At 63.5% G+C, this 26,726-nt stretch carries 30 protein-coding genes; 8 read left to right on the top strand and 22 right to left on the bottom strand.

Annotated features, from left to right (window positions below):
* The first annotated feature begins 36 nt into the window (after positions 1–36).
* Positions 37–582, top strand: coding sequence for an outer membrane protein assembly factor BamE (locus tag AC0L17_RS15305; RefSeq protein ID WP_473516435.1), 546 nt, complete (start codon positions 37–39; stop codon positions 580–582).
* A gap of 238 nt (positions 583–820) precedes the next feature.
* Here AC0L17_RS15305 and AC0L17_RS15300 read toward each other — a convergent pair whose 3' ends face one another.
* Positions 821–2,962 (bottom strand): sodium-translocating pyrophosphatase, encoded by a 2,142-nt coding sequence (locus tag AC0L17_RS15300; protein WP_473516434.1) that lies wholly within the window; start codon positions 2,960–2,962, stop codon positions 821–823.
* 474 nt (positions 2,963–3,436) lie between these two features.
* Here AC0L17_RS15300 and AC0L17_RS15295 point away from each other — a divergent pair, with 474 nt between their 5' ends.
* Positions 3,437–3,637 (top strand): type II toxin-antitoxin system HicB family antitoxin, encoded by a 201-nt coding sequence (locus tag AC0L17_RS15295; RefSeq protein WP_473516433.1) that lies wholly within the window; start codon positions 3,437–3,439, stop codon positions 3,635–3,637.
* Positions 3,638–3,686: 49 nt separating this feature from the next.
* Here the strand turns inward: AC0L17_RS15295 and AC0L17_RS15290 are convergent, their stop codons facing one another.
* The 19 genes from AC0L17_RS15290 to AC0L17_RS15200 all read right to left on the bottom strand — a co-directional run bounded on the left by AC0L17_RS15290 (position 3,687) and on the right by AC0L17_RS15200 (position 19,274).
* A complete protein-coding gene (locus tag AC0L17_RS15290) occupies positions 3,687–4,451 on the bottom strand; it encodes an ABC transporter permease (RefSeq protein WP_473516432.1) in 765 nt (254 codons plus the stop codon).
* A complete protein-coding gene (locus tag AC0L17_RS15285; protein WP_473516431.1) occupies positions 4,448–5,386 on the bottom strand; it encodes an ABC transporter ATP-binding protein in 939 nt (312 codons plus the stop codon). Before AC0L17_RS15285 ends, AC0L17_RS15290 begins: the two co-directional genes overlap by 4 nt.
* Complete coding sequence (locus AC0L17_RS15280; protein WP_473516430.1) at positions 5,383–6,549, bottom strand: ABC transporter permease; 1,167 nt, start codon at positions 6,547–6,549, stop codon at positions 5,383–5,385. The genes AC0L17_RS15285 and AC0L17_RS15280 overlap by 4 nt, the downstream gene beginning before the upstream one ends.
* Before the next feature lie 39 nt (positions 6,550–6,588).
* The gene (gene osmF / locus AC0L17_RS15275; protein WP_473516429.1) at positions 6,589–7,500 is read right to left on the bottom strand and encodes a glycine betaine ABC transporter substrate-binding protein OsmF; all 912 of its coding nucleotides are present in this window, start codon (positions 7,498–7,500) and stop codon (positions 6,589–6,591) included.
* Positions 7,501–7,714: 214 nt separating this feature from the next.
* The gene (locus AC0L17_RS15270; RefSeq protein ID WP_473516428.1) at positions 7,715–8,932 is read right to left on the bottom strand and encodes an MFS transporter; all 1,218 of its coding nucleotides are present in this window, start codon (positions 8,930–8,932) and stop codon (positions 7,715–7,717) included.
* Positions 8,929–9,429, bottom strand: coding sequence for a transcription antitermination factor NusB (gene nusB, locus AC0L17_RS15265; protein ID WP_023798402.1), 501 nt, complete (start codon positions 9,427–9,429; stop codon positions 8,929–8,931). The genes AC0L17_RS15270 and nusB overlap by 4 nt, the downstream gene beginning before the upstream one ends.
* Positions 9,426–9,920 carry a 6,7-dimethyl-8-ribityllumazine synthase gene (gene ribH, locus AC0L17_RS15260; RefSeq protein ID WP_473516427.1) on the bottom strand — a complete coding sequence of 165 codons (495 nt, stop codon included), beginning with the start codon at positions 9,918–9,920 and terminating at the stop codon, positions 9,426–9,428. The genes nusB and ribH overlap by 4 nt, the downstream gene beginning before the upstream one ends.
* Before the next feature lie 80 nt (positions 9,921–10,000).
* Positions 10,001–10,276 carry a type II toxin-antitoxin system RelE/ParE family toxin gene (locus AC0L17_RS15255; protein WP_254022483.1) on the bottom strand — a complete coding sequence of 92 codons (276 nt, stop codon included), beginning with the start codon at positions 10,274–10,276 and terminating at the stop codon, positions 10,001–10,003.
* Positions 10,276–10,536 (bottom strand): CopG family ribbon-helix-helix protein, encoded by a 261-nt coding sequence (locus AC0L17_RS15250; RefSeq protein ID WP_077371906.1) that lies wholly within the window; start codon positions 10,534–10,536, stop codon positions 10,276–10,278. Before AC0L17_RS15250 ends, AC0L17_RS15255 begins: the two co-directional genes overlap by 1 nt.
* 82 nt (positions 10,537–10,618) lie before the next feature.
* On the bottom strand, positions 10,619–11,236 hold the full coding sequence (locus AC0L17_RS15245) for a riboflavin synthase (RefSeq protein ID WP_473516426.1): 618 nt from the start codon (positions 11,234–11,236) through the stop codon (positions 10,619–10,621).
* The gene (locus AC0L17_RS15240) at positions 11,236–11,373 is read right to left on the bottom strand and encodes a hypothetical protein (RefSeq protein WP_473516425.1); all 138 of its coding nucleotides are present in this window, start codon (positions 11,371–11,373) and stop codon (positions 11,236–11,238) included. The genes AC0L17_RS15245 and AC0L17_RS15240 overlap by 1 nt, the downstream gene beginning before the upstream one ends.
* Positions 11,374–11,407: 34 nt before the next feature.
* On the bottom strand, positions 11,408–12,529 hold the full coding sequence (gene ribD, locus AC0L17_RS15235) for a bifunctional diaminohydroxyphosphoribosylaminopyrimidine deaminase/5-amino-6-(5-phosphoribosylamino)uracil reductase RibD (protein WP_473516424.1): 1,122 nt from the start codon (positions 12,527–12,529) through the stop codon (positions 11,408–11,410).
* A 2-nt stretch (positions 12,530–12,531) separates the two neighbouring features.
* The gene (gene nrdR, locus AC0L17_RS15230) at positions 12,532–13,008 is read right to left on the bottom strand and encodes a transcriptional regulator NrdR (protein ID WP_023798407.1); all 477 of its coding nucleotides are present in this window, start codon (positions 13,006–13,008) and stop codon (positions 12,532–12,534) included.
* A 134-nt stretch (positions 13,009–13,142) separates the two neighbouring features.
* The gene (locus AC0L17_RS15225; protein ID WP_473516450.1) at positions 13,143–13,727 is read right to left on the bottom strand and encodes an invasion associated locus B family protein; all 585 of its coding nucleotides are present in this window, start codon (positions 13,725–13,727) and stop codon (positions 13,143–13,145) included.
* Between the two features lie 84 nt (positions 13,728–13,811).
* Positions 13,812–15,125, bottom strand: coding sequence for a serine hydroxymethyltransferase (glyA, locus tag AC0L17_RS15220; RefSeq protein ID WP_473516423.1), 1,314 nt, complete (start codon positions 15,123–15,125; stop codon positions 13,812–13,814).
* Between the two features lie 311 nt (positions 15,126–15,436).
* Entirely contained in the window at positions 15,437–16,690 is a 1,254-nt protein-coding gene (locus AC0L17_RS15215; RefSeq protein ID WP_091591574.1) for a L,D-transpeptidase family protein, read from the bottom strand.
* A gap of 349 nt (positions 16,691–17,039) precedes the next feature.
* Positions 17,040–17,555 carry a transcriptional regulator LdtR gene (ldtR, locus tag AC0L17_RS15210; RefSeq protein ID WP_027154640.1) on the bottom strand — a complete coding sequence of 172 codons (516 nt, stop codon included), beginning with the start codon at positions 17,553–17,555 and terminating at the stop codon, positions 17,040–17,042.
* 256 nt (positions 17,556–17,811) lie between these two features.
* Positions 17,812–18,234: a DUF6163 family protein gene (locus AC0L17_RS15205; RefSeq protein ID WP_473516422.1), complete on the bottom strand. Its 423-nt coding sequence runs from the start codon at positions 18,232–18,234 to the stop codon at positions 17,812–17,814.
* Positions 18,231–19,274: an enoyl-CoA hydratase/isomerase family protein gene (locus AC0L17_RS15200; RefSeq protein ID WP_473516421.1), complete on the bottom strand. Its 1,044-nt coding sequence runs from the start codon at positions 19,272–19,274 to the stop codon at positions 18,231–18,233. The genes AC0L17_RS15205 and AC0L17_RS15200 overlap by 4 nt, the downstream gene beginning before the upstream one ends.
* Before the next feature lie 205 nt (positions 19,275–19,479).
* Here AC0L17_RS15200 and hemB point away from each other — a divergent pair, with 205 nt between their 5' ends.
* The 3 genes from hemB (at position 19,480) to AC0L17_RS15185 (ending at position 21,744) form a co-directional block, all read left to right on the top strand.
* Positions 19,480–20,511, top strand: coding sequence for a porphobilinogen synthase (gene hemB, locus AC0L17_RS15195; RefSeq protein ID WP_287237380.1), 1,032 nt, complete (start codon positions 19,480–19,482; stop codon positions 20,509–20,511).
* Between the two features lie 42 nt (positions 20,512–20,553).
* On the top strand, positions 20,554–20,850 hold the full coding sequence (locus tag AC0L17_RS15190) for a nucleotidyltransferase family protein (RefSeq protein WP_473516420.1): 297 nt from the start codon (positions 20,554–20,556) through the stop codon (positions 20,848–20,850).
* 249 nt (positions 20,851–21,099) lie between these two features.
* A complete protein-coding gene (locus AC0L17_RS15185) occupies positions 21,100–21,744 on the top strand; it encodes a dihydrofolate reductase family protein (protein WP_473516419.1) in 645 nt (214 codons plus the stop codon).
* A 223-nt stretch (positions 21,745–21,967) separates the two neighbouring features.
* On the opposite strand, the gene ppk2 is transcribed toward AC0L17_RS15185, so the two are convergent.
* Positions 21,968–22,888: a polyphosphate kinase 2 gene (gene ppk2, locus AC0L17_RS15180; protein WP_091591586.1), complete on the bottom strand. Its 921-nt coding sequence runs from the start codon at positions 22,886–22,888 to the stop codon at positions 21,968–21,970.
* A 256-nt stretch (positions 22,889–23,144) separates the two neighbouring features.
* Between ppk2 and AC0L17_RS15175 the strand changes: the two genes are divergently transcribed.
* Positions 23,145–24,188: an aldo/keto reductase gene (locus tag AC0L17_RS15175; protein WP_473516418.1), complete on the top strand. Its 1,044-nt coding sequence runs from the start codon at positions 23,145–23,147 to the stop codon at positions 24,186–24,188.
* 422 nt (positions 24,189–24,610) lie between these two features.
* Positions 24,611–24,769 carry a hypothetical protein gene (locus AC0L17_RS15170; protein ID WP_023798419.1) on the top strand — a complete coding sequence of 53 codons (159 nt, stop codon included), beginning with the start codon at positions 24,611–24,613 and terminating at the stop codon, positions 24,767–24,769.
* A gap of 265 nt (positions 24,770–25,034) precedes the next feature.
* Here the strand turns inward: AC0L17_RS15170 and AC0L17_RS15165 are convergent, their stop codons facing one another.
* On the bottom strand, positions 25,035–25,292 hold the full coding sequence (locus AC0L17_RS15165; RefSeq protein WP_023798420.1) for a DUF982 domain-containing protein: 258 nt from the start codon (positions 25,290–25,292) through the stop codon (positions 25,035–25,037).
* Between the two features lie 148 nt (positions 25,293–25,440).
* Between AC0L17_RS15165 and AC0L17_RS15160 the strand changes: the two genes are divergently transcribed.
* Entirely contained in the window at positions 25,441–26,694 is a 1,254-nt protein-coding gene (locus AC0L17_RS15160; protein ID WP_473516417.1) for a multidrug efflux MFS transporter, read from the top strand.
* Positions 26,695–26,726 lie beyond the last annotated feature (32 nt).

Below are 26,726 nucleotides of genomic sequence, written 5' to 3'. Positions count from 1 at the left end.
CCCAGCGCAAGTTGCGGCCAGCTAATGGAGTTGTAGTTGCGCGCGCTGAAAATCAAGTCGACTTTTCTGCCCAGGTCCGCATTTCCGAGATCCGCCGGCGCGATCTCGCTGCTGGTGGTCGCTTCGGCGCTTTGCGGCTGCAACTCGTCGAAGATGATCGGTGATCTCAATCCGAGCGAGACGCTGACGCAGGGCTACGTCATCGACCAGCAGGCGATCGACCTGGTGCCGGTCGGCTCGAGCCGCGAACAGGTGCTTCTGGCGCTCGGCACCCCGTCGACCAAGGCGACTTTCGACAACGAGGCCTTCTACTACATCTCACAGACGCGCAAGCGTTACGTCGCTTTCGACAAGCCGAGGTTGGTCGACCAGAAGGTGCTGGCGGTCTATTTCGGCGAGGACGGGCGCGTTACCCAGATCGCCAATTACGGCCTGAAGGACGGCAAGGTGTTCGACTTCATCTCGCGGACCACGCCGACCGGCGGCAAGGACCAGAACTTCCTCAGCCAGATCATGGGCGGCGCCCGCAAGCTGGCGCCCGGCCTCCCCGGCGGCGGCGGCGGCGCCTCGCCCGGCACCTGATCCTCCTTTTCTTTTGCTTCCCTTCTTTTGCTTCGGGGGGAAGCAGCAACATCTCAGGCGACCGAAAACCCGCGGGAGCGATCCCGCGGGTTTTTGTTTTCCTCAGACCATTTCAACGCGAGCTTGGACCCGTCACCGGCGCCAATGCCCTGACGCTGGACGTCCAAAATAGACGAACCCGCGGGATCGCTCCTGCGGGTTCGGTTGTGAATTTCGGGCCTGGAAAGGCCGAGCGGCCTCAGCCGTGCGCGAGCACGGCCAGCAGCAGCAGGGCGACGATGTTGGTGATCTTGATCGCCGGGTTGACTGCCGGACCGGCGGTGTCCTTGTAGGGATCGCCGACCGTGTCGCCGGTCACCGAGGCCTTGTGCGCCTCGGAGCCCTTGAGATGCTTGACGCCGTCCTTGTCGGTAAAGCCGTCCTCGAACGATTTTTTTGCATTGTCCCAGGCGCCGCCGCCAGAGGTCATCGAGATGGCGACGAACAGGCCGTTGACGATGACGCCGAGCAGCGAGGCGCCAAGGGCTGCAAAGGCGGACGCTTTCGAGCCCGAGATCAGCAGCACGCCGAAATAGACGACCAGCGGCGCCAGCACGGGCAGCAGCGACGGAATGATCATTTCCCGGATCGCCGCCTTGGTCAGAAGATCGACCGCACGCGCATAGTTCGGCTTCGAGGTGCCGGCCATGATGCCCGGATCCTCGCGGAACTGCTTGCGCACCTCCTCGACGATGGCGCCCGCCGCACGGCCGACAGCGGTCATGGCGATGCCGCCGAACAGATACGGTATCAGGCCGCCGAAGATCAGACCGGCGACGACATAAGGGTTGGAGAGGTCGAAAGAGACGTCGCCCATGCCCTGGAAGTAAGGGTATTTGTCGCCATTGGCGGCAAAGAACTTCAGGTCGTTCGAGTAGGCCGCAAACAGCACCAGCGCGCCGAGACCGGCCGAACCGATGGCGTAGCCCTTGGTCACCGCCTTGGTGGTGTTGCCGACGGCATCGAGCGCATCGGTCGACTGGCGCACTTCCTTGGGCAGGCCGGCCATTTCGGCGATGCCGCCGGCATTGTCGGTGACCGGGCCGAAGGCGTCGAGCGCAACGATCATGCCGGCAAGGCCGAGCATCGTGGTGACCGCGATCGCCGTGCCGTAGAGGCCGGCGAGCTGGTAGGTCGATATGATGCCGCCGACGATGACGATCGCCGGAAGTGCCGTCGATTCCAGCGAGACCGCAAGGCCCTGGATGACGTTGGTGCCGTGACCGGTGACCGAAGCCTGGGCGATGGAGTTCACCGGGCGTTTGTCGGTGCCGGTGTAGTATTCGGTGATCACCACGATGAGGCCGGTCACCAGAAGGCCGATCAGGCCGCAGATGAACAGGTTCGCGCCGGTGATGGCCATGCCGGCGACCGTGCCGATCTCGCCCCAGCCCAGCGTTGCCGAGGTGGCGATGCCGAGGCCGACGATCGACAGCAGGCCGGTGACGATCAGGCCCTTGTAGAGCGCGCCCATGATCGAGCCGTTGGAGCCGAGCTTGACGAAGAAGGTGCCGACGATGGAGGTCAGGATGCAGGCGCCGCAGATGGCCAGCGGATAGAGCATCGCGGCGCTGAGAACGGCGGTGCCGCCGAAGAAGATGGCGGCGAGGACCATGGTGGCGACCACGGTCACCGCATAGGTCTCGAACAGGTCGGCGGCCATGCCGGCGCAGTCGCCGACATTGTCGCCGACATTATCGGCGATGGTGGCCGGGTTGCGCGGATCGTCTTCGGGAATGCCGGCTTCGACCTTGCCGACGAGATCGCCGCCGACGTCGGCGCCCTTGGTGAAGATGCCGCCGCCGAGACGGGCGAAGATCGAGATCAGCGAGGCGCCGAAGCCGAGCGAAACCAGCGAGTCGATGACGACGCGGTCGTTGGGCTGGAGGCCGATGAATTGGGTGAGGATCAGATAGTAGATCGAGACGCCGAGCAGGGCCAGGCCAGCGACCAGCATGCCCGTGATGGCGCCCGATTTGAAGGCGATCTCGAGGCCGGCTGCGAGGCTGTTGGAAGCCGCCTGCGCGGTGCGCACATTGGCGCGCACCGAGACGTGCATGCCGATGAAGCCGGCGGCGCCCGACAGAACGGCGCCGATCAGGAAGCCGATGGCGGCGGTGATCGAAAGCAGCCACCAGGCGAGCAGCAGGACCACGACGCCGACGATGGCGATGGTGGTGTACTGGCGCGCCAGATAGGCCTGCGCGCCTTCGCGGATGGCCGCGGAAATTTCCTGCATGCGTGCATTGCCCTGATCGGCCGCGAGGACCGATTTTGTCGCCCAGATGGCGTAAAGGACTGAAAGCAGACCGCAGGCGATGACAGCTAAAATTATGGTCATTGCCGGATTTTCCTCGATTGATGACCCAAAAGAACCCCTCCCTGGGCCGTTGAGACGGGGAGCGGATTCCGCGCGCCGAATCCGCTCCCCTCGCATCGGCTTATGCGAAACAGGGCTGCGAACGTCAAGATATTGTTCGGTTTTTGCCCGGCTTTCGCCCAAAAGCCCCGGCTTTCGCGCAAAAGCAATGGCGGCAACAGGCTCGCAAGTGCCGCCACCCGATCAGATCGATTGAAATCGGCTGGCGGTCGTCAGCCTCCGCGCAGGTCGCCGTCCAGTTCGACCACGAAGAGCAGCACCGCCAGCATGGTCATGGAGAACATGAAAGCCTTCTGCTGGCCGTTGCAGACGTTGGACTGCCACACCCGTCGAGAGCCTGATCAGGCAGGCAGACCTTGCAGATAGACAGCGCTGATGCAGCTATGCAAATATCGGCGGGGCAGCCTATCTTCAGGGTGGAGTTGGAGATGACCGATGAAGTTCAAGGCGATCATTCACGAAGCCGAAGAAGGTGGCTACTGGGCCGAAGTACCGGCAATTCCCGGCTGCGCGACCCAGGGTGAAACCTTGGACGAACTTGTCGAGAACTTGCGTGAAGCAATCGAAGGCTGCCTCTCGGTAGAGCCGCTATCTTTCACTTCAGGACCCGGCCGGGTCATGGAAATCGCTGTTTGAAGTCCATTTCCGCCAAGATGAGCAAACGCGATAAGCTCTGATCTGTCGCCTACGCCGTCTCCTGCCCCATGCGGCGTGCGGTGTAGCGCTCGATCGCCGACAGCCCGTCATAGATCAGCACGGCAAGCGCGGCGACGATCAGCCCGCCCTGCAGGACGAAGGCGAGGTTGTTGGACAACAGACCGGCGATGATCACCTCGCCGAGCGTCCTGGCCGCCACGGTCGAGCCGATCGTCGCAGTGGCGAGGCTGATGACCACCGAAAGCCGGATACCGCCGAGAATGATCGGCGCGCTGAGCGGCAGCTCGACCTTGACCAGCCTTTGCCAGCCGGTCATGCCGACGCCGCGCGCCGCCTCGACCACATTGGCCGGCAGCGTCGTCAGCCCGGTCAGCGCGTTCTCGAAGATCGGCAGCAGGCCGTAGAGAAACAGCGCGATCAGTGTCGGCTTCTCGCCAAAGCCGACGGCCGGCACGGCCAGCGCCAGCACCGCCACCGGCGGAAAGGTCTGGCCGATATTGACCAGGCTGCGCGACAGCGGCAGGAATTCGACGCCGGCCGGCCGGGTGACCAGGATGGCGAGCGCCACGGCAACGATGGTTGCCGCCACCGTCGCGATCAGCACGGTCCTCAGGTGCAGCAGCATCAGCGTCAACAGGCTGCCCTGGTTGTAGATTGCCGGCGCGTTGCTCTCGGTCAGCGGCTTCAGCAGCGGCTCGAACCAACCCGGATTGGTCACGAACGCAATGAGCAGCACCACCAGGGCAAGCCTGAGCAGTGACGGAAGCCAGGCTTTTACACCGGCCTCTTTCATGCCGGCCTCGCCGCGCGTTTCACCAGCCCATCCACAGTCACGCGACCGAGCGGCTTGCCATCCGCGCCTGTCACCGGCAACGCCGGGCGTCCCGACCACAACAGTTCGGCCAGCGCATCGCGCTGGCTGGCGTCGGCGGGGATCGCCTCGCCTTCGGCGGTGCCCGTCTCCACGGCGTCGCGCACCCGGCCGAGCGACAGCAGCCTGAACGGTTTTTCGCTGGCGCCGACCAGGGTCTCGACGAAGGCGCTGGCCGGCTTCGCCAGGATCTCGGCGGGCCTGGCATATTGCACCAGCTTGCCGGCATCCATCACAGCGATCTTGTCGCCCATGCGCACCGCCTCCTCCATGTCATGGGTGACGAGGATGATGGTGGTGCCGAAGCGCTTCTGGATCGCCAGAAGGTCCTCCTGCGCCTTGTTGCGGATGATCGGGTCGAGCGCGCCGAACGGCTCGTCCATCAACAGCACGTTCGGCTCCGCGGCAAGTGCCCTGGCGACGCCGACGCGCTGCTGCTGGCCGCCGGAGAGCTCGTGCGGATAGCGTGGCCCGAACGCCTGGGGATCGAGCTGGTAGAGCGTCATCAACTCGTCGACACGGCGCTTGGTGCGGGCCGCGTCCCAGCCGAGCAGCACCGGCACGGTGGCGATGTTCTGCGCCACGGTGCGATGCGGAAACAGCCCATGGCCCTGGATGGCGTAGCCGATGCTGCGGCGCAGTTCGTAGCCGGGCAGCGAGCGGTTGTCGGCGCCGTCGAGCCTGATCACGCCGGCGGTCGGCTCGACCAGCCGGTTGATCATGCGCAGCAGAGTCGTCTTGCCGGAGCCGGAGGTGCCGACGATGACGGCGATGGTGCGCGGCTCGATCACCATCGACACGTCGTCGACGACGGTCGTCGCGTCATAGCGCTTGGTAATGCCTTCGATCTCGATCATGCCGGTTGTGCCTCGCGTCGCCTGGCGGAGGTCATTTCGATCAATGCGTCGAGGATGATGGCGGCAGCAAAGGCCATAGCCACCGTCGGAACGGCGCCGAGCAGCACCAGGTCCATCGCCGTCTGGCCAACGCCCTGGAACACGAACACGCCGAAACCGCCGCCGCCGATCAGCGCGGCAATGGTGGCAAGGCCGATGTTCTGGACCAGCACGATGCGGATGCCGGTGAGGATCACCGGGAAGGCCAGTGGAAATTCGACGCCGAACAGGCGCTGGCGCTCGGTCATGCCCATGCCGCGTGCGGCATCGTTGGCGGCGCGCGGCACGCCGGCAAGACCGACCACGGTGTTGGCCACCACCGGCAGCAGCGAATAGAGGAACAGGGCGACGAAGGCGGGCGCGGTGCCGATGCCGCGAATGCCGAGGGAGGCCGCGCCGGGCACATGCGTGGCGACCCAGCCGAGCGGCGCGATCAACAGGCCGAACAGCGCGATCGAGGGAATTGTCTGGATGATGTTCAGCACGTTGAGCACGCCGGCCCGCAATTTTTCGACGCGGTGGCAGAGAATGCCAAGCGGCAAGCCTGCTATCACCGCCGCCGCCAGCGAGCCCAGCGCCAGCGTCACATGCTTGGAGCCTTCGGCCCAAAAACTGTCGGCACGGTTGGCGTATTCCTTGAGAATCGACAGACTGTTCCAGCTGCCCGAGACCAGCAGCAGGCCGATCGCCGCTGCCGCGACAACGAGCACGCCGATCCGCGCCGATGGCGACAGGTTCAGCCTCGTCAGCCCATCGGCGAGCAACAGCGTAAAGGCGAAGATGAGCAGCCAGAAACCCGAAGCCGGCGAGATGCGGGCAAAGCTGTTGCCCTCAGGCGTCAGGAAGCTGCCGGCGACGCCGATCAGCAGCGCCAGTGCGGCAAGCGCGACCACGCTGGCGGCCAGGCGCGGTACCAGCGGCGTTTTCAGCAAGGCGACGACCGCCGCAACGACGACGACCGCAAGCAGCAGCGGCCCCAGCGTCGGCGGCAGCGCTTCAAGAATCGAGCGCGCCTCGCCTGGCACGATGCGATTGGCGCGCAAGGTGGCAAAGGGCGCCGCGAAGGCGGCGTAGGCAACGATCGCGGCGATGACCACGCCGAGCTTGTCGAAGCGGGTGGTCATGGCGCGCCTCGCACCGGCGTCATTTTCAAAACGGGCTGACTACTTCAAAAACCCGTTCTTCTTCAAAAAGTCTTCGGCGACGCCCTTGACCGGCTCGCCGCCGACCTGAACGCGGCCGTTCAGTTCCTGCAGGGTGACGAGGTCGAGCTTGGCGAAGACCGGCTTCAGCAGCATCTCGATTTCGGGATGCTCCTTCAGCACCGCCTCGCGGATGATCGGCGCCGGCTGGTAGACCGGCTGCACGCCCTTGTCGTCTTCGAGCACGACCAGGCCGGACGGCGCGATGCCGCCGTCGGTGCCGTAGACCATGGCGGCGTTGGCGCCGTTGGTCTGGTTCGCCGCGGCGGCGATGGTCGCCGCCGTATCGCCGCCGGAGAGCGTGATCAGATGGTCCGGCTTAAGCGTGAAGCCATAGGTGTTCTGGAAAGCCGGCAGCGCGGCAGCCGAATTGACGAATTCGGCCGAGGCCGCCAGCACCACCTGGCCGCCGCCGGAGACATATTTGCCGAAGTCGGACAGCGTCGCCAGCTTGTTGGTTTCGGCGACATCCCTGCGCAGCGCAATCGCCCAGGTGTTGTTGGCCGGCGACGGCGACAGCCAGACGATCTTGTTGGCGTCGTAGTCGAGCTTCTTGGCCGTTTCATAGCCCTTGGCGGCATCCTTCCACACCGGATCGTCGGCTTTTTCGAAGAAGAAGGCGGCATTGCCGGTGTATTCCGGATAGATGTCGATCTCGCCGGCGGTGATCGCCTTGCGCACCACAGGGGTGCCGCCGAGCTGGATGCGGTCGGTGGTCTGGATGTTGTTGGCGTTCAGCACCAGCTGGATGATGTTGCCGAGCACGCCGCCTTCGGTGTCTATCTTCGACGACACGACCACCTGAGCGCTCGCCGAGGCTGCGGTGATGCCGAGCGCCAGTGCCGCGCCGGCCAGAACCTTGACTGAAAACATTTCACAAATCCCTTGCTGAGAACCGGACCGCGGCTGCCGCATATGAGCATGGCTTCAATGCTCCGTCGGGGCACACGGTTTCATAAGAAGGGGGATGGGGGCAATAATTTTGTTCGGATGCGGGTGAATCCGCTGCTTTCTGATCCCGACAGCGTCATGTCACTACAGCACTTTTGATTTTGCGCATGATCCTTTCCGAACCTTCGGTTCGGGGTCATGCGCTGGTCGGCCGCGCGGTCAACTTCAGCACGCCCAGCGCCACGAAGCACAGCACCGTCACCGGGAAGATGATCCAGTTCAGCATCTCCCAGCCCCAGGCGTTGTAGACCGCGCCTGACATCAGCGAGGCGAAGGCGACGGAGCCGAACAGGACGAAGTCGTGAAAACCCTGGACCTTGGCCTTTTCCGATGGCCGGTAGCTGTCGGTGACCATGGCGGTGGCGCCGATGAAGCCGAAATTCCAGCCAAGGCCGAGCAGGATCAGCGCCGTCCAGAACTGCCACAGCGCCAGGCCCGACAGCGCCACCACGGCGCAGCCGATCAGCAGCACAAGGCCGGTTGCGACAATCCGTTCGGCGCCGAAGCGATAGATCAGCGAGCCGGTGAAGAAGCTCGGCGCGAACATCGCCATGACATGCCAGGAAATGCCGAGCGTGGCGTCGTCCGTCGACAGGCCGCAGCCGACCATGGCGAGCGGCGCGCCGGTCATGACGAAGCTCATCAGCGCATAGCTGCCGACGGCGCAAAACAGCGCCGCAACGAAACGCGGCCTGGTGACGATCTCGGCGAGCGGCCGCGCGTCGCTGTCGGCGATTTCCGCTTTGCCCGTCGCCTTGGCCGGGATGCGCAGCAACGACAGGATGGCGGCGCCGACCGCCGCCAGCACCAGGATGGAGGCAAACGAGCCGGCAAACATCACCGGCGCAAACAATTCGCGGGTGAAAATGACGATCTGCGGCCCAAGGATGGCGGTGACGATGCCGCCCGCCAGCACGAAGGAGATGGCGCGCGCCTTGAATTCAGCCGGTGCGTTGTCGGCGGCGGCGAAGCGGAATTGCTGGACGAAGGCACCGCCGATGCCGATCACCAGCAGGCCGAAGGCGAACAGCCAGAAGCTGGCGTAAAATAGCGCCAGCGTGGCGACCAGACCGCCGAGCGCAGTGACGATCGTCCCGGTCATGAAGCCGTCGCGCTGGCCGAGCCGGCGGATGATGGCTGCGGCCGGCAGGGCGCCGAGCGCCACGCCGACGTTGAAGCCGGTGATCGGCGCCGTCGCCAGCGACTTGTCGGTTCCGAGCAGATAGTGCCCGGCCAACCCACCCACGGAAATGGCAATGGGTGCAGCCGAACCGATGATCGCCTGCGAAGCGGCAAGGATGAGCGCCGTGCGGCGCGCTTCCCTGCCGGCCTCGGCGATAGCGACGGCCGTCATGAAGCGTCCTTGCCACGCCCTTCGCCGCGCACCCGGCGCGACACGCGATCGAGCACCGCGTTGACCAGCTTCGGCTCGTCTTCTTCGTAAAACGCCTTGGCGATATCGACATATTCCGAGACGATGACAGCCACCGGCACGTCCTCGCGCTTCATCAGTTCGTAGACGCCGGCGCGCAATATGGCGCGCAGCGTCGAATCGAGCCTGGACAACGGCCAGTCCTCGGTCAGCGCCTGGCGGATGATCGGATCGATCGTCTTCTGGTTCTCGACGACGCCGGCGAGGATGGCGCGAAACCATTGCGCGTCGGCCTCGCGATAGAGCGCGCCGTCGACTTCCTTGCCGAGCCTGAACGCCTCGTATTCGGCGGTGATCTCGAAGACGCCGCTGCCGGCCACATCCATCTGGTAGAGCGCCTGCACGGCGGCCAGACGGGCTGCACCGCGCTTGTTGGCGTGGCGCACCGCGGGCTGGCCGGGCGATGCGGGTTCGCTCACGACCGCTCTCCCAACTGTTGCTTGAGGGCGATCATGGTCAGCGCCGCACGCGCGGCAAAGCCGCCCTTGTCGCCTTCCGAACGCTTGGCCCGCGTCCAGGCCTGCTCGTCATTTTCGGTGGTCAGGATGCCGTTGCCGATGCAGACCGCTTCCTGGACGGACAGGTCCATCAGGGCACGGCTCGATTCATTGGCGACGATGTCGAAATGATAGGTGTCGCCGCGCACGATGGTGCCGAGGGCGACAAAGCCGTCATAGCTCGACCCGCCTTCGGCGGCGCCGTCGAGGGCGAAGGAAATCACTGCGGGAATTTCGAGCGAGCCCGGAACGGTGACGACGTCGTATGTCGCGCCCGCTTCCTCGAGCGCGCTTGTCGCGCCTTCGAGCAGCGCGTCGGCAAGGTCGTCGTGGAAGCGTGCCTCGATGACAAGAAGGTGGGCCTTCTTCTTCGGGCGAATAAACGCTTTGCCGTGTTGGGATGTGCCAGCCATAGATGTCTCCGGGATCGCCGGTGACTTAGGCCGAAGCCGGTTTGATCGCAAGCAGAAGATTGGTGGTGCGGCGACAGTCCCTATCGATCCTCTCGCGTGTGCCACAGGCGGAGCACATAGATGGTCGATTTCTGGATCTCGTAACGCATTTCGTAGTTGCCTACCAGAATGCGGCGAACTTCGCGTGGTTCGAACTCCTCCAGTCTTTCACCGATGCGCGGATGTTCAGTCAGCCGGGCGGGAGCGGCAGTCAGAGATTGCACCACGCGTGCGGCTGCCTGGCGGTTCACCGGCGTGAGAAAATCATGAAGCCGCACCAAATCGGACAGAGCCTTGCTGGTCCACTTCAATTCCATCAACGTGGTGCCGGCAGCGGCTTTTCCTTATCAAGGCTATCGGCCCATGCCTGCACGGCTTGGTGGTCGACAACGTGCCCGGAATCCACATCAGCCAGCGCTTCGAGCGTGAGCCGCCGACGCTCCTCCTCCATGTCAACCCAAGCGGATAGGGCTTGCTTGACGATCCAGCCCCGTGGACGCTCAAGACGGGCTGCGAGTTGGTCTACTTTTTCTGCGAGTGGCAGGGGGACATGCGCAGTAATCACTTTGGTGTCCATTGGAGAGCCTCATCTAATCGAACCTAATCATAGCGATTAAATCTGATTAGGTCGAGGCTGGAATGCTCTCACGATAGTTGCTTCAAAGTCCTTCTGTCGCGGCCTCCACCAGGCGCGCCGCGTAGCGGGCCATGGTGTCGATCTCCAGGTTGACGCGGTCGCCGACCTGGCGTTCGCCCCAGGTGGTCACGGTCAGCGAGTGATGGATCAAGAGCACGTCGAAGCGCGTGCCGTCGACCTTGTTGACGGTGAGCGAGGTGCCGTCGAGCGCGACGGAGCCCTTGGGTGCGATGAATCTGGCCAGGTCGCGCGGCGCTTCCAGCGTAAAGCGCACGGCATCGCCCTCCTCCTTGCGCGCAACGATCTCGGCCATGCCGTCGACATGGCCTGAAACGATGTGGCCACCGAGTTCGTCGCCGATCTTCAGCGGCCGCTCCAGATTGATCCTGGTGCCGGATTTCCAGCCCATCGCCGTCGTCAGCCTGAGTGCCTCTTCCCAGGCCTCGACCTCGAACCAGCGCGCGTTGGCGCCGCTTTCCGGCAGCGCAGTCACCGTCAGGCAGACGCCGCCGCAGGAAATCGAAGCCCCAATGGCGATCGTCTGGGGGTCATAGGCGGTGTCGATGCGCAAGCCGACACCCTCTTTCAGCGGCTTGACGGCAGCGACGGTGCCGACATCGGTGACAATCCCGGTAAACATCAGACTCTGGCTTCTTGGTTGACCATGATCTTTTCCGAAAACCGGTTCCCACTTTTCGGGATCATGTCTTGGTTGGCCATGATCTTTTCCGAAAACCGGTTCCCACTTTTCGGGATCATGTCTTTCAGTTTGACCATGTTCTTGTCCAAAAACCGGCTCCACTTTTCAGGATCATGGTCTTATCCACTCGTCGTAGCTGTCTTCGCCGAAACGCATGTCGCGCAATTTGCGAAATCCTGCCGGGATATGGTCGGCGTCGATGGGCGATGCAATGCCGCTCCTGCCGATCGGCTCCTGCCCCTGGAACAGCACGATGCGGTCGACCAGCCCTTCGGCGAGGAAGGCCTTGGCTACCTTGGCGCCGCCCTCGACCAGCACGCTCGCCATGCCGAGTGCGGCAAGATCCTCGAGCAGTTCCGGCAGCGCAATATCGCCTTCATACGTCTCGGTGCCGATGAAGCGCACGCCGGCGCGTTCGAGCGCGGCGCGCCGGTGCGGATCGGCTTCGGCACAGGCGGCGACATAGAGCGGAACCCGGTCGAGGCCGGCGACCAGTTTCGACGTCTCCGGCAGCCTGATCTGGCGGTCGAGCACGATGCGCGCCGGCGAGCGGTTCTCCAGCCCCGGCAACCGCACCGTCAGCGCGGGATCGTCCTCCAGCGCCGTGCCGATGCCGATCAACACGCCGTCGGCTTCGGCGCGCATCAGATAGACTTCGCGCCGGGCGATGTCGCCGGTTATCGAGACCTGCCCCGCGCCTTCCATGCCGATCTTGCCATCGCTGGAAATCGCAAGTTTCAGGATCACTTCCGGGCGTTTTTTCAGGGATCGAATGAGATAGCCGGCCATCTGCTCGGCGGCTTCTGCCACGAGCACCTTTTCGACCACTTCGACACCGGCGGCACGCAGGATCGCATAGCCGTTGCCGGACACGCGTGGATCGGGGTCGCTCGCAGCCCCAACCACCCGCGCGACGCCGGCATTGACCAGTGCACTGGCGCAAGGCGGGGTGCGGCCATGGTGGGCGCAGGGCTCCAATGTGACATAGGCGGTGGCGCCGCGTGCGAGTTCGCCGGCCTCGGCCAGCGCCTCGGTCTCGGCATGCGGCCGGCCGCCGACAGCAGTGACGCCGCTTCCGACGATCATCGGCCCGGTTCCGTCGTCGCGCACGATCAGCGTGCCGACGGAAGGGTTGGTCGAGGTCCGCCCGGCGTTTTTCCGCGACAGCCTCAGTGCCGCCGCCATGAAGCGGCGATCAAGAACCTCTTGCTCGGCTTGGCTGCGCCTTGCCATGCTCAGCCGGCGTCCTCTTCCTTGAGCTCGTCACCTTTAAGCTCACCCAGCACGTCGTGAAAATCCTTGGCCTCGCGGAAATTGCGATAGACCGAGGCGAAGCGCACATAGGCGACGTCGTCGAGCGACTTCAGTGCCTCCATCACCAGGCGGCCGACCTCGCCCGAGGCGACCTCGGTCTCGCCGGAGCTTTCGAGCTGGCGCACGATGCCGGTCACGGCGCGGTCGATGCGCTCGGGATCGACATTGCGCTTGCGCACCGCGATCTCGACCGAGCGCAGCAGCTTGTCGCGGTCGAACGGCACCTTGCGTCCGGATTTCTTCACCACCACGAGGTCGCGCAGCTGCACCCGTTCGAAGGTGGTGAAGCGGCCGCCGCAATCGGGGCAGACGCGCCGCCTGCGGATCGCCGCGCCGTCTTCGGCGGGGCGCGAATCCTTCACCTGCGTATCTTCGGACTGGCAGTAGGGACAGCGCATGAGCAGCCTTGTGTTCGCGAATCTCGTGGAGCGAAGGCTTAGAGGTTTTTGCCGCGATGGCAAAGTATCGGGTCGCGCCTCAGAGATAGCGAGGCGCGGGGAAAATTGCCAGCATCAACGGCAATACCGGCCGATTACGGCGCGACGTCAGCAGTCGGGAACCCACATGACACGCCGAGGCTGCGATAGGCCTTGGTGAAGCCGTCCATCGATACCGTCGCGACCGGCGTGTCGGCGAATATGACGTCGAGCGCGCTGGCGCGGCGCATGGCACGCAGCAGCGCCAGGCTGATCTCGGGCTTGTTGTTCAACATCCATTTTCCGCTGGCACCGGCCATGGCATCGACGGTCGCCTTGACCTTGCCGTTGCCATCGCCGAACACCGCCGGAATGTTCTCGCCAGTCGGCAAGTCCTTGTTCTTCATGGCGATGACGAGGGTCGGATAGCCATTGGGCGGCAGTGCATCACCGTTCGAGATGGCAAGCGTGAGCGTGCCGCTGGTACCGCTCGCGTCGAGAAAGGCGGTCGAGGCGACGCAGGTCTTGCGCAGATCCTCACCGGTATCGATCTCGTCCACAGTGGTGGACCAGTTGCCGAAGGTTTCGGTCTTCGGTGCGGCTGGGGTGGGCGCAGACTGTGCCAGGGCGGCGGACGGCAAGCTGGTCAATGTGACCAACACGCCAAGCGCGCCCAAGCCAGCGACACCGAAAATCTGCATCATCGTCAAGGCTCCTGTCCGGACTCCATCCCAGCTGAAAAAGTGCTTCTCGTCCGCCGATAACGGACGACACCTTGCGTGAGCTCAACCGAGATAGGGATAGAGGGGAAAACGATCCGTCAACGCGGCCACCTTCGCCTTCACCGCTGCTTCGACGGCTGCATTGCCCTCGTCGGAATTCGCGGCCTTGAGCCCGTCCAGCACCTCGGCGATCAGCTTGCCGATCTCGCGGAACTCGGCCTGGCCGAAACCGCGCGTGGTGCCGGCCGGCGTGCCGAGGCGCACGCCCGAGGTGACGAACGGCTTTTCGGGATCGAAAGGGATGCCGTTCTTGTTGCAGGTGATGTTGGCACGGCCAAGCGCTGCCTCGGCACGCTTGCCGGTGGCGTTCTTCGGCCGCAGATCGACCAGCATAAGATGGTTGTCGGTGCCACCGGAGACGATGTCGAGACCGGTCTCCTGCAGGCTGGAGGCCAGCGCCTTGGCGTTGGCGGCAACGCTCTCGGCATAGATCTTGAAGCTTGGCTTCAGCGCTTCGCCCAGGGCCACCGCCTTGGCGGCGATGACATGCATCAGCGGACCACCCTGCAGGCCTGGAAACACCGCCGAGTTCATCTTCTTGGCGATGTCCTCGTCATTGCACAGGATCATGCCGCCGCGCGGGCCACGCAGCGACTTGTGCGTGGTGGTGGTGACCACATGGGCGTATGGCAGCGGCGACGGATGTACGCCGCCGGCGACCAGGCCGGCGATGTGGGCCATGTCGACCATCAGATAGGCGCCGATCGAGTCGGCGATCTCGCGAAAACGCTTCCAGTCCCAGACGCGCGAATAGGCGGTGCCGCCGGCCAGGATCAGCTTCGGCCTGGTCTCGTGGGCGGTCTTCTCGATCGCGTCCATGTCGAGCAGGTGATCGTCCCTGCGGACGCCGTAGGAAACGACCTTGAACCATTTGCCGCTCATGTTGACCGGCGAACCGTGCGTCAGGTGGCCACCAGAATTCAGGTCGAGCCCCATGAAGGTGTCGCCGGGCTGCAGCAGCGCCAAAAAGACCGCCTGGTTCATCTGGCTGCCGGAATTCGGCTGAACGTTGGCGAAGTTGCAGCCGAACAGTTTTTTGGCGCGCTCGATGGCCAGGTCCTCGGCCACGTCGACGAACTGGCAGCCGCCATAGTAGCGCTTGCCCGGATAGCCCTCGGCGTATTTGTTGGTCATGACCGACCCCTGCGCTTCCAGAACGGCGCGGGAGACGATGTTTTCCGAAGCGATCAGCTCGATCTCGTGGCGTTGGCGGCCGAGTTCGTTGCGGATCGCGCCGAAAATCTCCGGATCGGCATCGGCAAGCGTGGTTTCGAAGAAGGATTCGAATTTGTTCGACACTGCCGCTGCTGTTGCCATGCTTGAGATCCTTGTCGTCCGGGGGGTCTGCCGCGCCATTAACACAGTTGCTTTCGCCCCGCCACGTTTGCGGCGCGAAATTTGCTGGTCGGATTGCGGCAGCGAGGAGAAGAGCCACCTATTTCCTCGCCTGCCGGCCGTTCAGCAAGGCTTCGCGACGCCACCAGGGCCAGCAGAGGACTTTCACCTCCAAGTCATTGACCGGCTATCATCCCGGCCAAACGGTGCTTGCGCACCACGCGCGATGCCTGGCGCACATCAAAAAGGCCGCCTCGATGGCGGCCTTTCATCAATTCAATAACATCAGTGGCTTAGAGCGCAGAGGTGATCTGCAACTCGTTGGCTCCGTCGAGCCCGTAGATGTCGTCGCGAAACTGCACGACGCCAGGCCCAGTCGACCAGGCCGAGATGTAGAGGAAAAAGACCGGCACCGGATTGGTGACCTGCACCGGGATGTTCTCGCCGCTCTTGATCGACGCCTCGAAATGCTGGCGGCTCCAGCCCGGCGTGTCGCGCAGGATCCAGGTGACGAGGTCGCGCACGTTCTGGACGCGCACGCAGCCCGAGGAATCGAAGCGCATCATCTTGCCGAACAGGCTCTGCTGCGGCGTGTCGTGCATGTAGACGCCGTCCGGACTCGGGAAATTGATCTTGACCGAGGCCATCGCATTGCCGGCGCCCGGATCCTGGCGAAAGCGGTATTTCTCCGCGTCGTCGGTCGACCAGTCGACGGTCAGTGGATCGACCTCGCTGCCATCCGGTGCGAACAGCCGGATCTTGCTGTCCTTGAGATAGTTGGGGTCCTTCCGCATCAGCGGAATGATGTCCTTGCGCACGATCGAGACCGGTGCGTTCCAGTAAGGATTGACGATGATCTCGTTGATCTTGGAATCGACGATCGGCGTCTGGCGATCGATCTTGCCGACGACGGCGGTGTGGCGCAGCACGACGCGGTCGTTCTCGACCGCTTCGATCTGGGCGCCAGGGATATCGACCAATACATAGCGGTTGCCCAACGTGCCGGCGCGTTCGTTCAGCCGCTGCAGATTGGTCTGCAGCTGGCCAAGCCGGACCTGCGCCGAGACATTCATCGCCGCATAGCTATATTGGCCCAGGGTCCCGTCGGAAGGCAGGCCATGACGCGCCTGGAAGCGCTTGACCGCCGCATCGACATAGGAATCGAAGGCCTCTGAAAGGCCGGCGCTCTGCGCCAGGTCACCCGAAATCATCAAGCGCCTGCGCAACGGCACCACGTCGGGATCGATGACGCCGAGTTGCAACTTCTTGGTGTCCGGGACCCGCTCCCAGCCGCCCTGCGCGACAATGTTCTGATACTGCGCGATCGCCTGCTCGGTGTACGCAACGGTCTGCAGGCTGACGATCGGCAGCGTCGAGGCCACCTTGCCGCCCTCGCTGGCGCGGGCGTCGAACTGGTCGTTCCAGTTGCCGCGGCCCGAGGATTTCAGGATGTCCGCGATCACGTCCTGTGCGCTGGCGCCACCGGCAACCATCGTCGCGGCCAACGCGGAGGCTCCGGAAAGGAAGAAACGGCGACTGGTTCTCATGTACGCTCCAGATATTTTTTTAACCGGGCGATCCGCCCGCACGCTAGGCCGCCCGCATTCTAGGTCGGCGCCCTTAACAATTAGCCAACCATGCCCCACTCGCTTCTGTGCGAGAACGCGCCGGGCGCGACGCGCCTTCACTGCGGCGGTTGGCGGGCAGACGGATTGGCTCGCGCCGCTACATCACCCGCATTCTCGCTTCCACCGGGAATATGGCGGCAACGTGACCCTGACCGCGATTTGGATCGGCTGGCCTCACGAAACGCAAAGACCGATGCTTTTCGGCACCGGTCTTTTGGATCGCTCCCCCGACCGCCCCCGTGGCGCGGTTGCATGCGATGGACATGCTTTACATGCGATAGGCGATGGTGTCGTTCCAGAAGCGGTCGAGGCGCTGCAAGGCGCGGTTCATCTGCTTGAATTCTTCCGTGTTGATGCCGCCGACCTGCTCGATCGAGCCGACATGGCGCTCGTAGAGGCCGGCGACGACTTCCGCCACCTCACTGCCCTTCGGCGTCAGCGAGACCCGCACCGAACGGCGGTCAATGCGCGAGCGCTGGTGGTTGATGAAGCCGAGATCGACCAGCTTCTTCAGATTATAGGAGACGTTCGAGCCGAGATAATAGCCGCGCGAGCGCAGCTCGCCGGCGGTCAGCTCCGAATTGCCGATGTTGAAGAGCAGCAGCGCCTGGATGGCGTTGATATCGGAACGGCCGTTGCGGTCGAATTCGTCCTTGATCACGTCAAGCAGGCGGCGGTGCAGCCGTTCCACCAGCTGCAGAGATTCCATGTACAGCGAACGGATCGCCTCGCGGCGGTCATCGGATACGTTGGCGGTCTTCGCCGCCGGACGGGAATTGATCATTGTCTTTGCCTCTCGTTTGTCGCCTGGTGATTTTTTGTTTTTCACCTTGATCGCGACACTATCGAATACTCATAAAATTCGACTTAAACGCTAGGGCTAACAAGAGCTTACCGGTAATAGGTTTCGAAAGAGGCTTAACGAAGGGTCACCCCAACAAGGATGATTAACCTAAAGATTTAGCCAATGATTGCGGGCGGTAATTTGCCCCGTCCAACCGCAGGCGTGGGCTATTCTTGTAGAGCATCGGTCCGATGCTCTATTGCCGGCTCCGGCGCTTCTGCATCCAGATCACCACGCGAAAGACGATGTAGAGCAGCGCCACCGCCGCATGCGAGGCGAGGATCAGCGGCCGGTGACCGAAGAGTTCGGGAAAGCCGGCATGCATGACGGTCTCGGCCGCCGCGCAGATGAACCAGATCACCGGCCCCCAGGACGCCAGCATCCACAGACCGGCGGCGGCGAAGGGAAAGAAGACGGCAAGCGTCACCGCCGCCACCTGCCAATGCACCGGCATCAGGTCGAAGCGCCACAACGAGCCGGGATAGAAGCCGATCAGCCGGATCCAGTACAAAATCCCGAACAACAGACAGTAGGCTGAGATGACGCGCTGAAACCAGGCGAAGATGACCTCGACCGTCGAGGGCTGGAGCACGACGCGTCTCGACGTGACCTCGCTCACAGCTTGAGTTCCCGTTCGCCGAGCGGAGCGAAATAGGCATCGACGTCGGCAGCACTGACGTCGTCGATGCCTGGCGGCCGCCATTGCGGCGACGAGCCCTTGTCGATGATGGCAGCGCGGATGCCTTCGTAGAAATCGTGGCCGGCAAGCATGCGGTTGAGGATGCGGAACTCCATCCGCATGCACTCGTCCATCGACAGCGTCAGCCCGGCGCTGATCTCGCGCCAGGCAACATGCAGGCTGGTCGGCGAGCGGGTGCGGATCGTCGCCAGCGTCTTTGCCGCGAACGCGTCTGCGGGTGCGGCGCGCTCCAGGCTGCCGATGATGTCGCTCAGCGACGGCTGCGCGAAATGGCGAGCGATGGCTTCCAGTGTCGGACTGTCCGTTTCGCGCCGGGCCGGGACGGAAAAGCCGCGCAGCGCCGCTTCCGGGTCGCCGCTCGCAACCAGCCGGTCGAGAAAGCCGGCCTGGTCCTGCGCCTTGATCGTGTGCGTCGCCAGGCCCGACCACAGAGCGTCGCCATAGCGGATGCGGTTTCCGGTCAGGGCCAGATACATGCCGAAGCTGCCGCCAAGGCCCGGCAGCAGATGACTGGCGCCGACATCCGGGAAAAAGCCGATGCCGACTTCCGGCATGGCGAACTGGGCGTTCTCGGTCAGCAGCCGATGCGTGCCGTGGAACGAGATGCCGACGCCGCCGCCCATGACGATGCCGTCGATCAGGGCGACATAGGGTTTTTCGAACCGCGCGATGCGGGCGTTCAGCCGGTATTCGTCGGCGAAGAAATCGACCGGCGGCTTTCCCGCCCGGCCGGCCTCGTAGATGTGGAGGATGTCGCCGCCGGCCGAAAACGCCCTGCCCTCGGCCTTGACGACGACAACATCGACGCCGTCGTCGCACTCCCAGGCGCGCAGCGCCTTGTCGAGCGCCTTGACCATGCGATGGGTGACGGCATTGAGCGCCTGCGGCCGCGTCAGCGTGACGACGCCGACGCTGCCCAGTCGTTCGAAGCGGATATCGTTGCCGCCGCCAAAATCCATCGCCTGAAGAATCCCTCGCCCAATGCCGCCGGGACTGAAGTGCTAAAGCGTGGCGCATGGCTGCGTCAATGCCAAGCCGCAATCCTGTCCGGCAACAACGGTCAGGAACTCGTATACCGGTATCCAGCTTGTGCCTGGCACTATCGTGCCGCATTGGTCAGCGGCGGAGGCTCGTGTTAAAAGCCGCCAATCCGGAGTTTTGGCGATGAACAAATTCACCCCAGCAAAGCCTGCCGGCGCGCGCAGCGTCGACGAGATCACCGGCAGTCGCCGTTTGCGCCGCATGCGCAAGGCCGACTGGTCGCGCCGCCTCGTGCAGGAGAACCGGCTCTCCGTCGACGATCTGATCTGGCCGATCTTCGTCGTCGATGGGAACAATATCCGCGAACCGATCGCCGCCATGCCTGGTGTCTTCCGCCTGTCGCTCGACCTTGCCGTCAAGGAGGCCGAGCGCGCGGCAAAACTCGGCATTCCGGCGATCGCCACCTTCCCCAATGTCGAACTCGGCCTGCGCGACCAGACCGGCTCGCACATCCTCGATCCGGAAAACGTCATCAACCGCGCCACGCGCGCCATCAAGCGCGCGGTGCCCGAGATCGGCATCATCACCGATGCGGCGCTCGATCCCTTCACCTCGCACGGCCACGACGGCATCTTGCGTGACGGCATCATCGTCAACGACCAGACCGTGGAGCAGGTGACGGCGGCTGCCGTCATCCAGGCTTCGGCCGGCGCCGATATCATTGCCCCGTCCGACATGATGGATGGCCGCATCGGCGCCATCCGCGATGCGCTCGACGCCAATGGTTTTCAGGATGTGGCGATCATGTCCTACGCAACGAAATTCGCCTCTGCCTTCTACGGACCCTATCGCGAGGCAGTCGGCACCGCCGGCCTGCTCAAGGGCGACAAGAAGACCTATTATCTCGACCACGCCAACTCCGACGAGGCGGTGCGCGAGGCCGAGCAGGACCTCGCCGAGGGCGCCGACATGCTGATGGTCAAGCCCGGCCTGCCCTATCTCGACATCATCCGCAGGCTGAAGGACGAATTCCGGATGCCGACGTTCGCCTATCAGGTGTCGGGCGAATATTCGATGATCAAGGCGGCCGCCGCCAATGGCTGGATCGACGGCGACAAGGCGATGCTGGAATCGCTGCTCGCCTTCAAGCGCGCCGGCTGCGACGGCATTCTCACCTATTTCGCGCCCGAGGTGGCGGCGATGCTGAAGGGGTAAGCATCGTTTTGGGATTCTGCTGCAATCCGCTAGAATGGACCCATGAGCAGGAACGAGGTCATCGAACGGTTGCAGAGAAACGCAGATGCCATCAAAGGCATGGGCGCGACTTCGCTGTATCTGTTCGGGTCGGCAGCGCGGGACGATGCGCAGCCGGACAGCGATCTTGATCTGTTCATCGACTATGACCGGGCGCGGCGCTTTTCTCTGATCGACCTGGTCGGGATCAAGCAATTTCTGGAAGAGAAGATGTCAACGGAAATCGACATCACCACGCGCGACAGCCTTCATCCCATGTTGAAGGCCGAGATCGAACGATCGGCCGTGCGCGTATTCTGATGGCCGTCCGCCGGATAGAGCCTATCCTGGCCGAGATCATGGCGGCGCTCCGCCTAGCTGTCGAGCGCATCCTCGAGGCGTCGCGGCGCAAGTAGCTGCTGCGCAACCACCCCTCTTTGCGGTGGCCCCTGTTGCTGGCCAAACGAGCCGCTTATGCTCGGCGGCGAAATACCGCTTGCAAAGTGCAATCAGTCTAGCTAAAAAAAGGCAACTGCTTGCATTTCACAACTGGATTAGAGGGAGGTCCTCATGTCAAAGCTTCGCGTCAACGCTTTCACCGTATCTATCGACGGCTTCGGCGCCGGTCCCGACCAGGACCTGAAAGAGCCGCTGGGCGTCGGCGGGGAAGCCCTGCACACATGGATGTTCGGCACCCGAAGCTTCCGCAACATGTCCGGCGAAGATGGCGGGACCACGGATACCGACGACGCGTTCGTAACGCGCGGCTTCGAAAACACCGGCGCGTGGATCATGGGCCGCAACATGTTCGGACCGATCCGCGGCGCTTGGCCCGATGACACCTGGAAGGGCTGGTGGGGAGACAATCCGCCCTACCATGTGCCGGTCTTCGTGCTCACCCACCATCCGCGGGATCCTATCGTCATGGAGGGCGGCACGACCTTCCATTTCGTGACCGACGGCATTCACTCGGCGCTGGAAAAGGCGAAAGCCGCGGCTGACGGCAAGGATGTCCGGCTCGGCGGCGGCGTCGCCACGATCCGGCAATATCTGAGGGAAAAGCTCATCGACGACATGCATCTGGCGATATCGCCGATGCTGCTCGGCTCAGGCGAGAACCTTTTTGCCGGCATCGACATGGTCAAACTCGGCTACCGCTGCAGCGAGCAGGTGGGCACGCCGAACGCCATGCATCTCACCATCGAGCGGGCGTGAGCCTGGTTAAGTTCCCCCTTCTCCCCTTGTTGTGGGAGAAGGTGGCCGAGCGAAGCTCGGTCGGATGAGGGGTGTTCCAGCTTGGCGCATACCTACGTTCAAATCGGGCGCACAGCGCCAGGATCACCAGCGCCTCATTTCTTCCAACACCCCTCTTCCGTCTCGGCGCTGCGCGCCGATCCACCTTCTCCCACAAGGGGAGAAGGAAGAAGAGGCGTGCTCCTCAATACTTCTCCGGAACATACAGCTCGCGCGGCAGCACCTGGCGCTCGTATTCTGGATTGAAGACGCGATCGGGCAGCGTGATCTCTTCGTGCGGCACTTCCTCATAAGGCATCTGCTTGAGGAGATGATCGATGCAGTTCAGCCGCGCCCGCTTCTTGTCGTTGCCCTCGACGATGAACCAGGGGGCTTCGGGAATGTTGGTGCGGGCGAAGGTCTCTTCCTTGGCCTTGGTATACTGTTCCCAGCGCACGCGCGACTGCAGGTCCATCGGCGACAGCTTCCACTGCTTCATCGGATCATGGATGCGCATCTGAAAGCGCATCTGCTGCTCCTCGTCGGTGATGGAGAACCAGTATTTGACCAGGGTGATGCCGGAGCGGACCAGCATGCGCTCGAACTCCGGCACGTCGCGAAAAAACTCCTCGACCTGGTCCGGCTCGGCGAAGCCCATCACACGTTCGACGCCGGAGCGGTTATACCACGAGCGGTCGAACAGCACGATCTCGCCGCCTGCCGGCAGATGCGGCACGTAGCGCTGAAAATACCATTGCGATTTCTCGCGCTCGGTCGGCGCAGGAAGTGCGACGACGCGGCAGATGCGCGGATTGAGCCGCTGGGTGATGCGCTTGATGACGCCCCCCTTGCCGGCCGAATCGCGGCCCTCGAAAACCACCACCAGCTTCTTCCTGGTGTAAGCCACCCAGGACTGCAGCTTGATCAATTCGGATTGCAGCGTGATCAGGTCGCGAAAATACTGCAGGCGATCCATCGAGGGCGGATGCGCGTTCTTGTAGATCTTGGCGATTTCGAGCGACAGCGCCGGTTCCGACATCTCCAGCTCGTAGTCCTCGTCGAGCGTGTCGGCGAGTTCCGCTTCCAGCCAGTCCCTGGCGGGAGAATTCTGTTTTGCTTCGGTCATTTATGCTGCTCCGCGTGCACGCCCGCGTCGGCCTCGGCCTGCCGGCCGAGATCGGACACCTTGAGCCGACTTGCATATAGGCCGGCAATGACGGTTTTATTGCAGCCGGCCCGCACGCCGGTCGCCCAACTCCGCGAGATGTGATCGATCAGCCTGCCTGGCACGCACGACAAGCGGCTCGAATTGTCCTACAAATGCCAGGTTTCCCCGAGCAACCTTCAAAGCACCCTTTTCAACGCAATCGCGAGGATCTGACATGGAATACCGCACACTCGGCCGTTCCGGGCTGAAGGTTTCGACGCTGACCATGGGCACCATGACTTTTGGCGGCGCTGGCGCATTTTCGGCAGTCGGCAAGACCGATCTCGACGAGGCACGCCGGATGATCGACCTCTGCATCGATGCCGGCATCAATCTCATCGACACCGCCAATGTCTATTCGAACGGACTTTCGGAAGAGATCATCGGCGAAGCGCTCGGCGGCAAACGCAAGGGCGATGTGCTGATCGCCTCCAAGGCGCGCATGCGGATCGGCGACGGTCCCAACGATGAGGGCCTGTCGCGCTATCATCTGATTCGCGAGTGCGAGAAGAGCCTGAAGCGCCTCAGGACCGACGTCATCGACATCTATTTCCTGCACGAATGGGACGGCACGACGCCGCTCGAAGAGACCATCGCCGCGCTCGACACGCTCGTCAGCCAGTGCAAGATCCGCTATGTCGGCTGCTCCAACTATTCCGGCTGGCAAGTGATGAAGGCGCTGGGGATCAGCGACCGCCAGCACCAGCCGCGCTTCGTCACCCAGCAGATCCACTACACGCTGGAAGCGCGCGAAGCCGAATATGAACTGCTGCCGATCTCGGTCGACCAGGGGCTTGGCGTGCTGGTATGGAGCCCGCTCGCCGGTGGACTGCTGTCCGGCAAATACCACCGCGACCAGGCCACCGCCCGCCAGATCAGCGGCTGGACCGAACCGCCGATCCGCGACGAGGACCGGCTGTGGCGGATCGTCGACGTGCTTGCCCATATCGGCGAGAACCATGGCGTTTCGGCGGCGCAGGTGGCGCTTGCCTGGCTGCTCGGCCGGCCCGCGGTCAGTTCGCTGGTGATCGGCGGACGGACCGAAGCGCAGTTCAAGGACAATATCGCCGCAGCCAGCCTGGTGCTGACCAGCGATGAGCGCGCACGCCTCGACGCTGTGAGCCGCCCGCCCGTTCTCTACCCCTATTGGCACCAGCAATTCACGGCAAAAGACCGGTTTGGTCCGGCCGATCTGGTTCTTGACCGGGAGGACATCTGACATCCATCCGGGCCAGGTCGAAGGTCGCCGGCGGCTTGGCCTGAGATAAAACGCCAGACCTCGGGATCAGGCTCGATCTGGCCGCTGAGCACGAAATATTTGTAGAGCACGAGCAACCCGGCGAGCCTGCGGCGGAACAGCGCCTGCGGTGCGATATCGCGCACGGCATTGCGCGCATAGTAGAATAGCTTCTGTGCGTTTCTTTGAAGGGTGGCCATCGGTCACTTGGTGAAAAATCGGCTTGGGATTTGCCCCCCCGGTCCCTCCTACACCATTGTGCCGGCTATCTTGCAAGCCACGGAACCGTGTTCAGCCGGCCTGCCTGGCTGTCCATGGAGCCGATCGCTCTTTGCGGTGTTGTGTTTGTAGCCCAATGCTCCTAGGCAGGGCTAAGAACCTTTGGGATTGTGAAAGGAAGAGATATGGCGCGAGCACCGAATTACGGCCAGGAACGCAAGGAACGCGACCGGCAGAAGGCTGCCAAGAAGGCGGAAAAGCAAGCGGCCAAGGTTGCAGCCAAGGAACGTTCGAAGCCGGAAGACGAGACCACGTCCGAGACCGAAACGGAAACCGCAGAGTAAACTGCAGGGCAATCGCTTCCTAGTGACGGCGAGAAGGGAACTGGCCGCAACTTTGGCGCGCTTTCTGCAACGCCGGAGTTTGGCGAAACCCTTGGTGCAGGCCGCTTTCTCCCGTCCGGTGAGAAATGCCCGGTCCCACCCTCTGCAGCGCAGCTGCTGCGGAGGACGGGCAGGGCAATGGGGGGCAGCGCAAGCTGAAGCGATTGCCCCTTAGTAAAAGCGCACCCGGCCCGCGCGGCGGATCAGATCAGATTTCGCTGCGTCTTCAGACCGGCGCCTTGTCGCTGACGAAAACGTTCACTTCGCGGGCGGCGGCGATGAAGGCACGCCTTGCGATCATTGCCGGTTTGTCGCCGGCCAGCGCATCATGGCAGGCCTGCAGCGCTTCGCGATGCTTTGGACTGCGCTTGCCGGGCCAGTTGTTGAGGAGGTAGTCGGAAGCCTCGCGGGCCGTGCGCAAGAGCTGAGTGGTTCCCGCCGCGCCCTTGACGGTCACGGGTGTTTCAAATCGGTTGTTTTCCATCGCCGCTCTTACGCCATCGCCGCTCGCGAAGCGAGTGCGAAAGTGGTTGCCACCGCAATCACCCGCGACGCTGGCTAATCCCCTGGCAGGCAGGCCGCGCCAGTTCTTGTGCAATGATGCCGTCGAGAGGCGGCCGGACAGGACAGACATGCCGCAAGACCCTGCCACCCAAGGCGCCCACAATATCCATTGGCGCCGCAATCTCGCCGTGTGCTTTGCCGGTTCGTTCAGCACGCTTGTCGCCATGACTCTGCTGTTGCCCTTCCTGCCGCTTTACGTCGAGCAGCTGGGCGCCGAGGGCCACGCGGCTGTTGTGCAGTGGTCCGGCATCGCCTATGGCGCGACCTTCTTCGCCGCCGCGCTGGTCGCGCCGCTGTGGGGACGGCTTGGCGACCGCTATGGCCGCAAGCTGATGCTGGTGCGCGCCAGTTTCGGCATGGCCGTCTGCATGTCGCTGACCGGCATGGTGGAGACCGTCTGGCAATTGGTGCTGCTACGCCTGCTGATCGGTTTCGCCGGTGGCTATTCCTCGGGCTCGACCATTCTCGTCGCCATGCAGACGCCGAAGGAACGGTCGGGCTGGGCGCTCGGCGTGCTGTCGGCCGGCATCACCGGCGGCGCTCTCGTCGGTCCCTTGCTCGGCGGCGCGCTGCCGCCCTTGATCGGCATCCGCGCCACCTTCCTGCTCGCCGGCGGCGTCATTTTCCTGGCGTTCCTGGCAACGACCTTTCTCATCAAGGAGGACCCTCGCCCGGAAACCGACAAATCGGCAACGACCTCGAAACCGAAAGGCGGCTGGTCCCAAATCCCGGACAAGCGCCCGATCGTCGCCATGCTGGTGACCGGCATGCTGCTGAGCTTCGCCACCATGTCGATCGAGCCGATCATCGCGGTCTATGTGCAACAGATCATAGAGGACCAAAGCCGGGTCACGCTGATGTCCGGCGTGGTCATGTCGGCGGCGGCACTTGGCGCCATCCTGTCGGCCTCGCGTCTCGGCAGGCTCGCCGACCGCGTCGGTCACTGGAATGTCATCATTGCGGCGCTTGCCGTCTCGGCGCTGCTGCTGATCCCGCAGGCTTTCGTCACGCAGGGCTGGCAGCTCGTCGGCCTGCGTTTCCTGATGGGACTGGCGCTTGGCGGCCTCTTGCCCTGCATCACCAGCGTCATCCGCCATAATGTCCCGGACGGCGTCGGCGGCAATGTGCTCGGTCTGTCGATCTCGGCGCAGTATGTCGGACAGGTCGCCGGGCCGTTGCTCGGCGGCTTCGTCGGCGGTCATTTCGGCATGCGCGCGGTGTTTCTCGGCACGTCGGTGCTGATGGCGGGCGGAGCGGCGTATAATTGGCTGGTCCAGTCCCGCCGCGCACGCGACATGCTGGTGCAGGCGGGCAAATCCTGACACGGTTTGCGGGCCACTTCACGGAGTCCAAG

This window comes from Mesorhizobium sp. WSM4829 (assembly GCF_055811475.1).
Note: the sequence above shows the minus strand (reverse complement) of the source record. Positions and strands in the feature narration are given on the sequence as shown.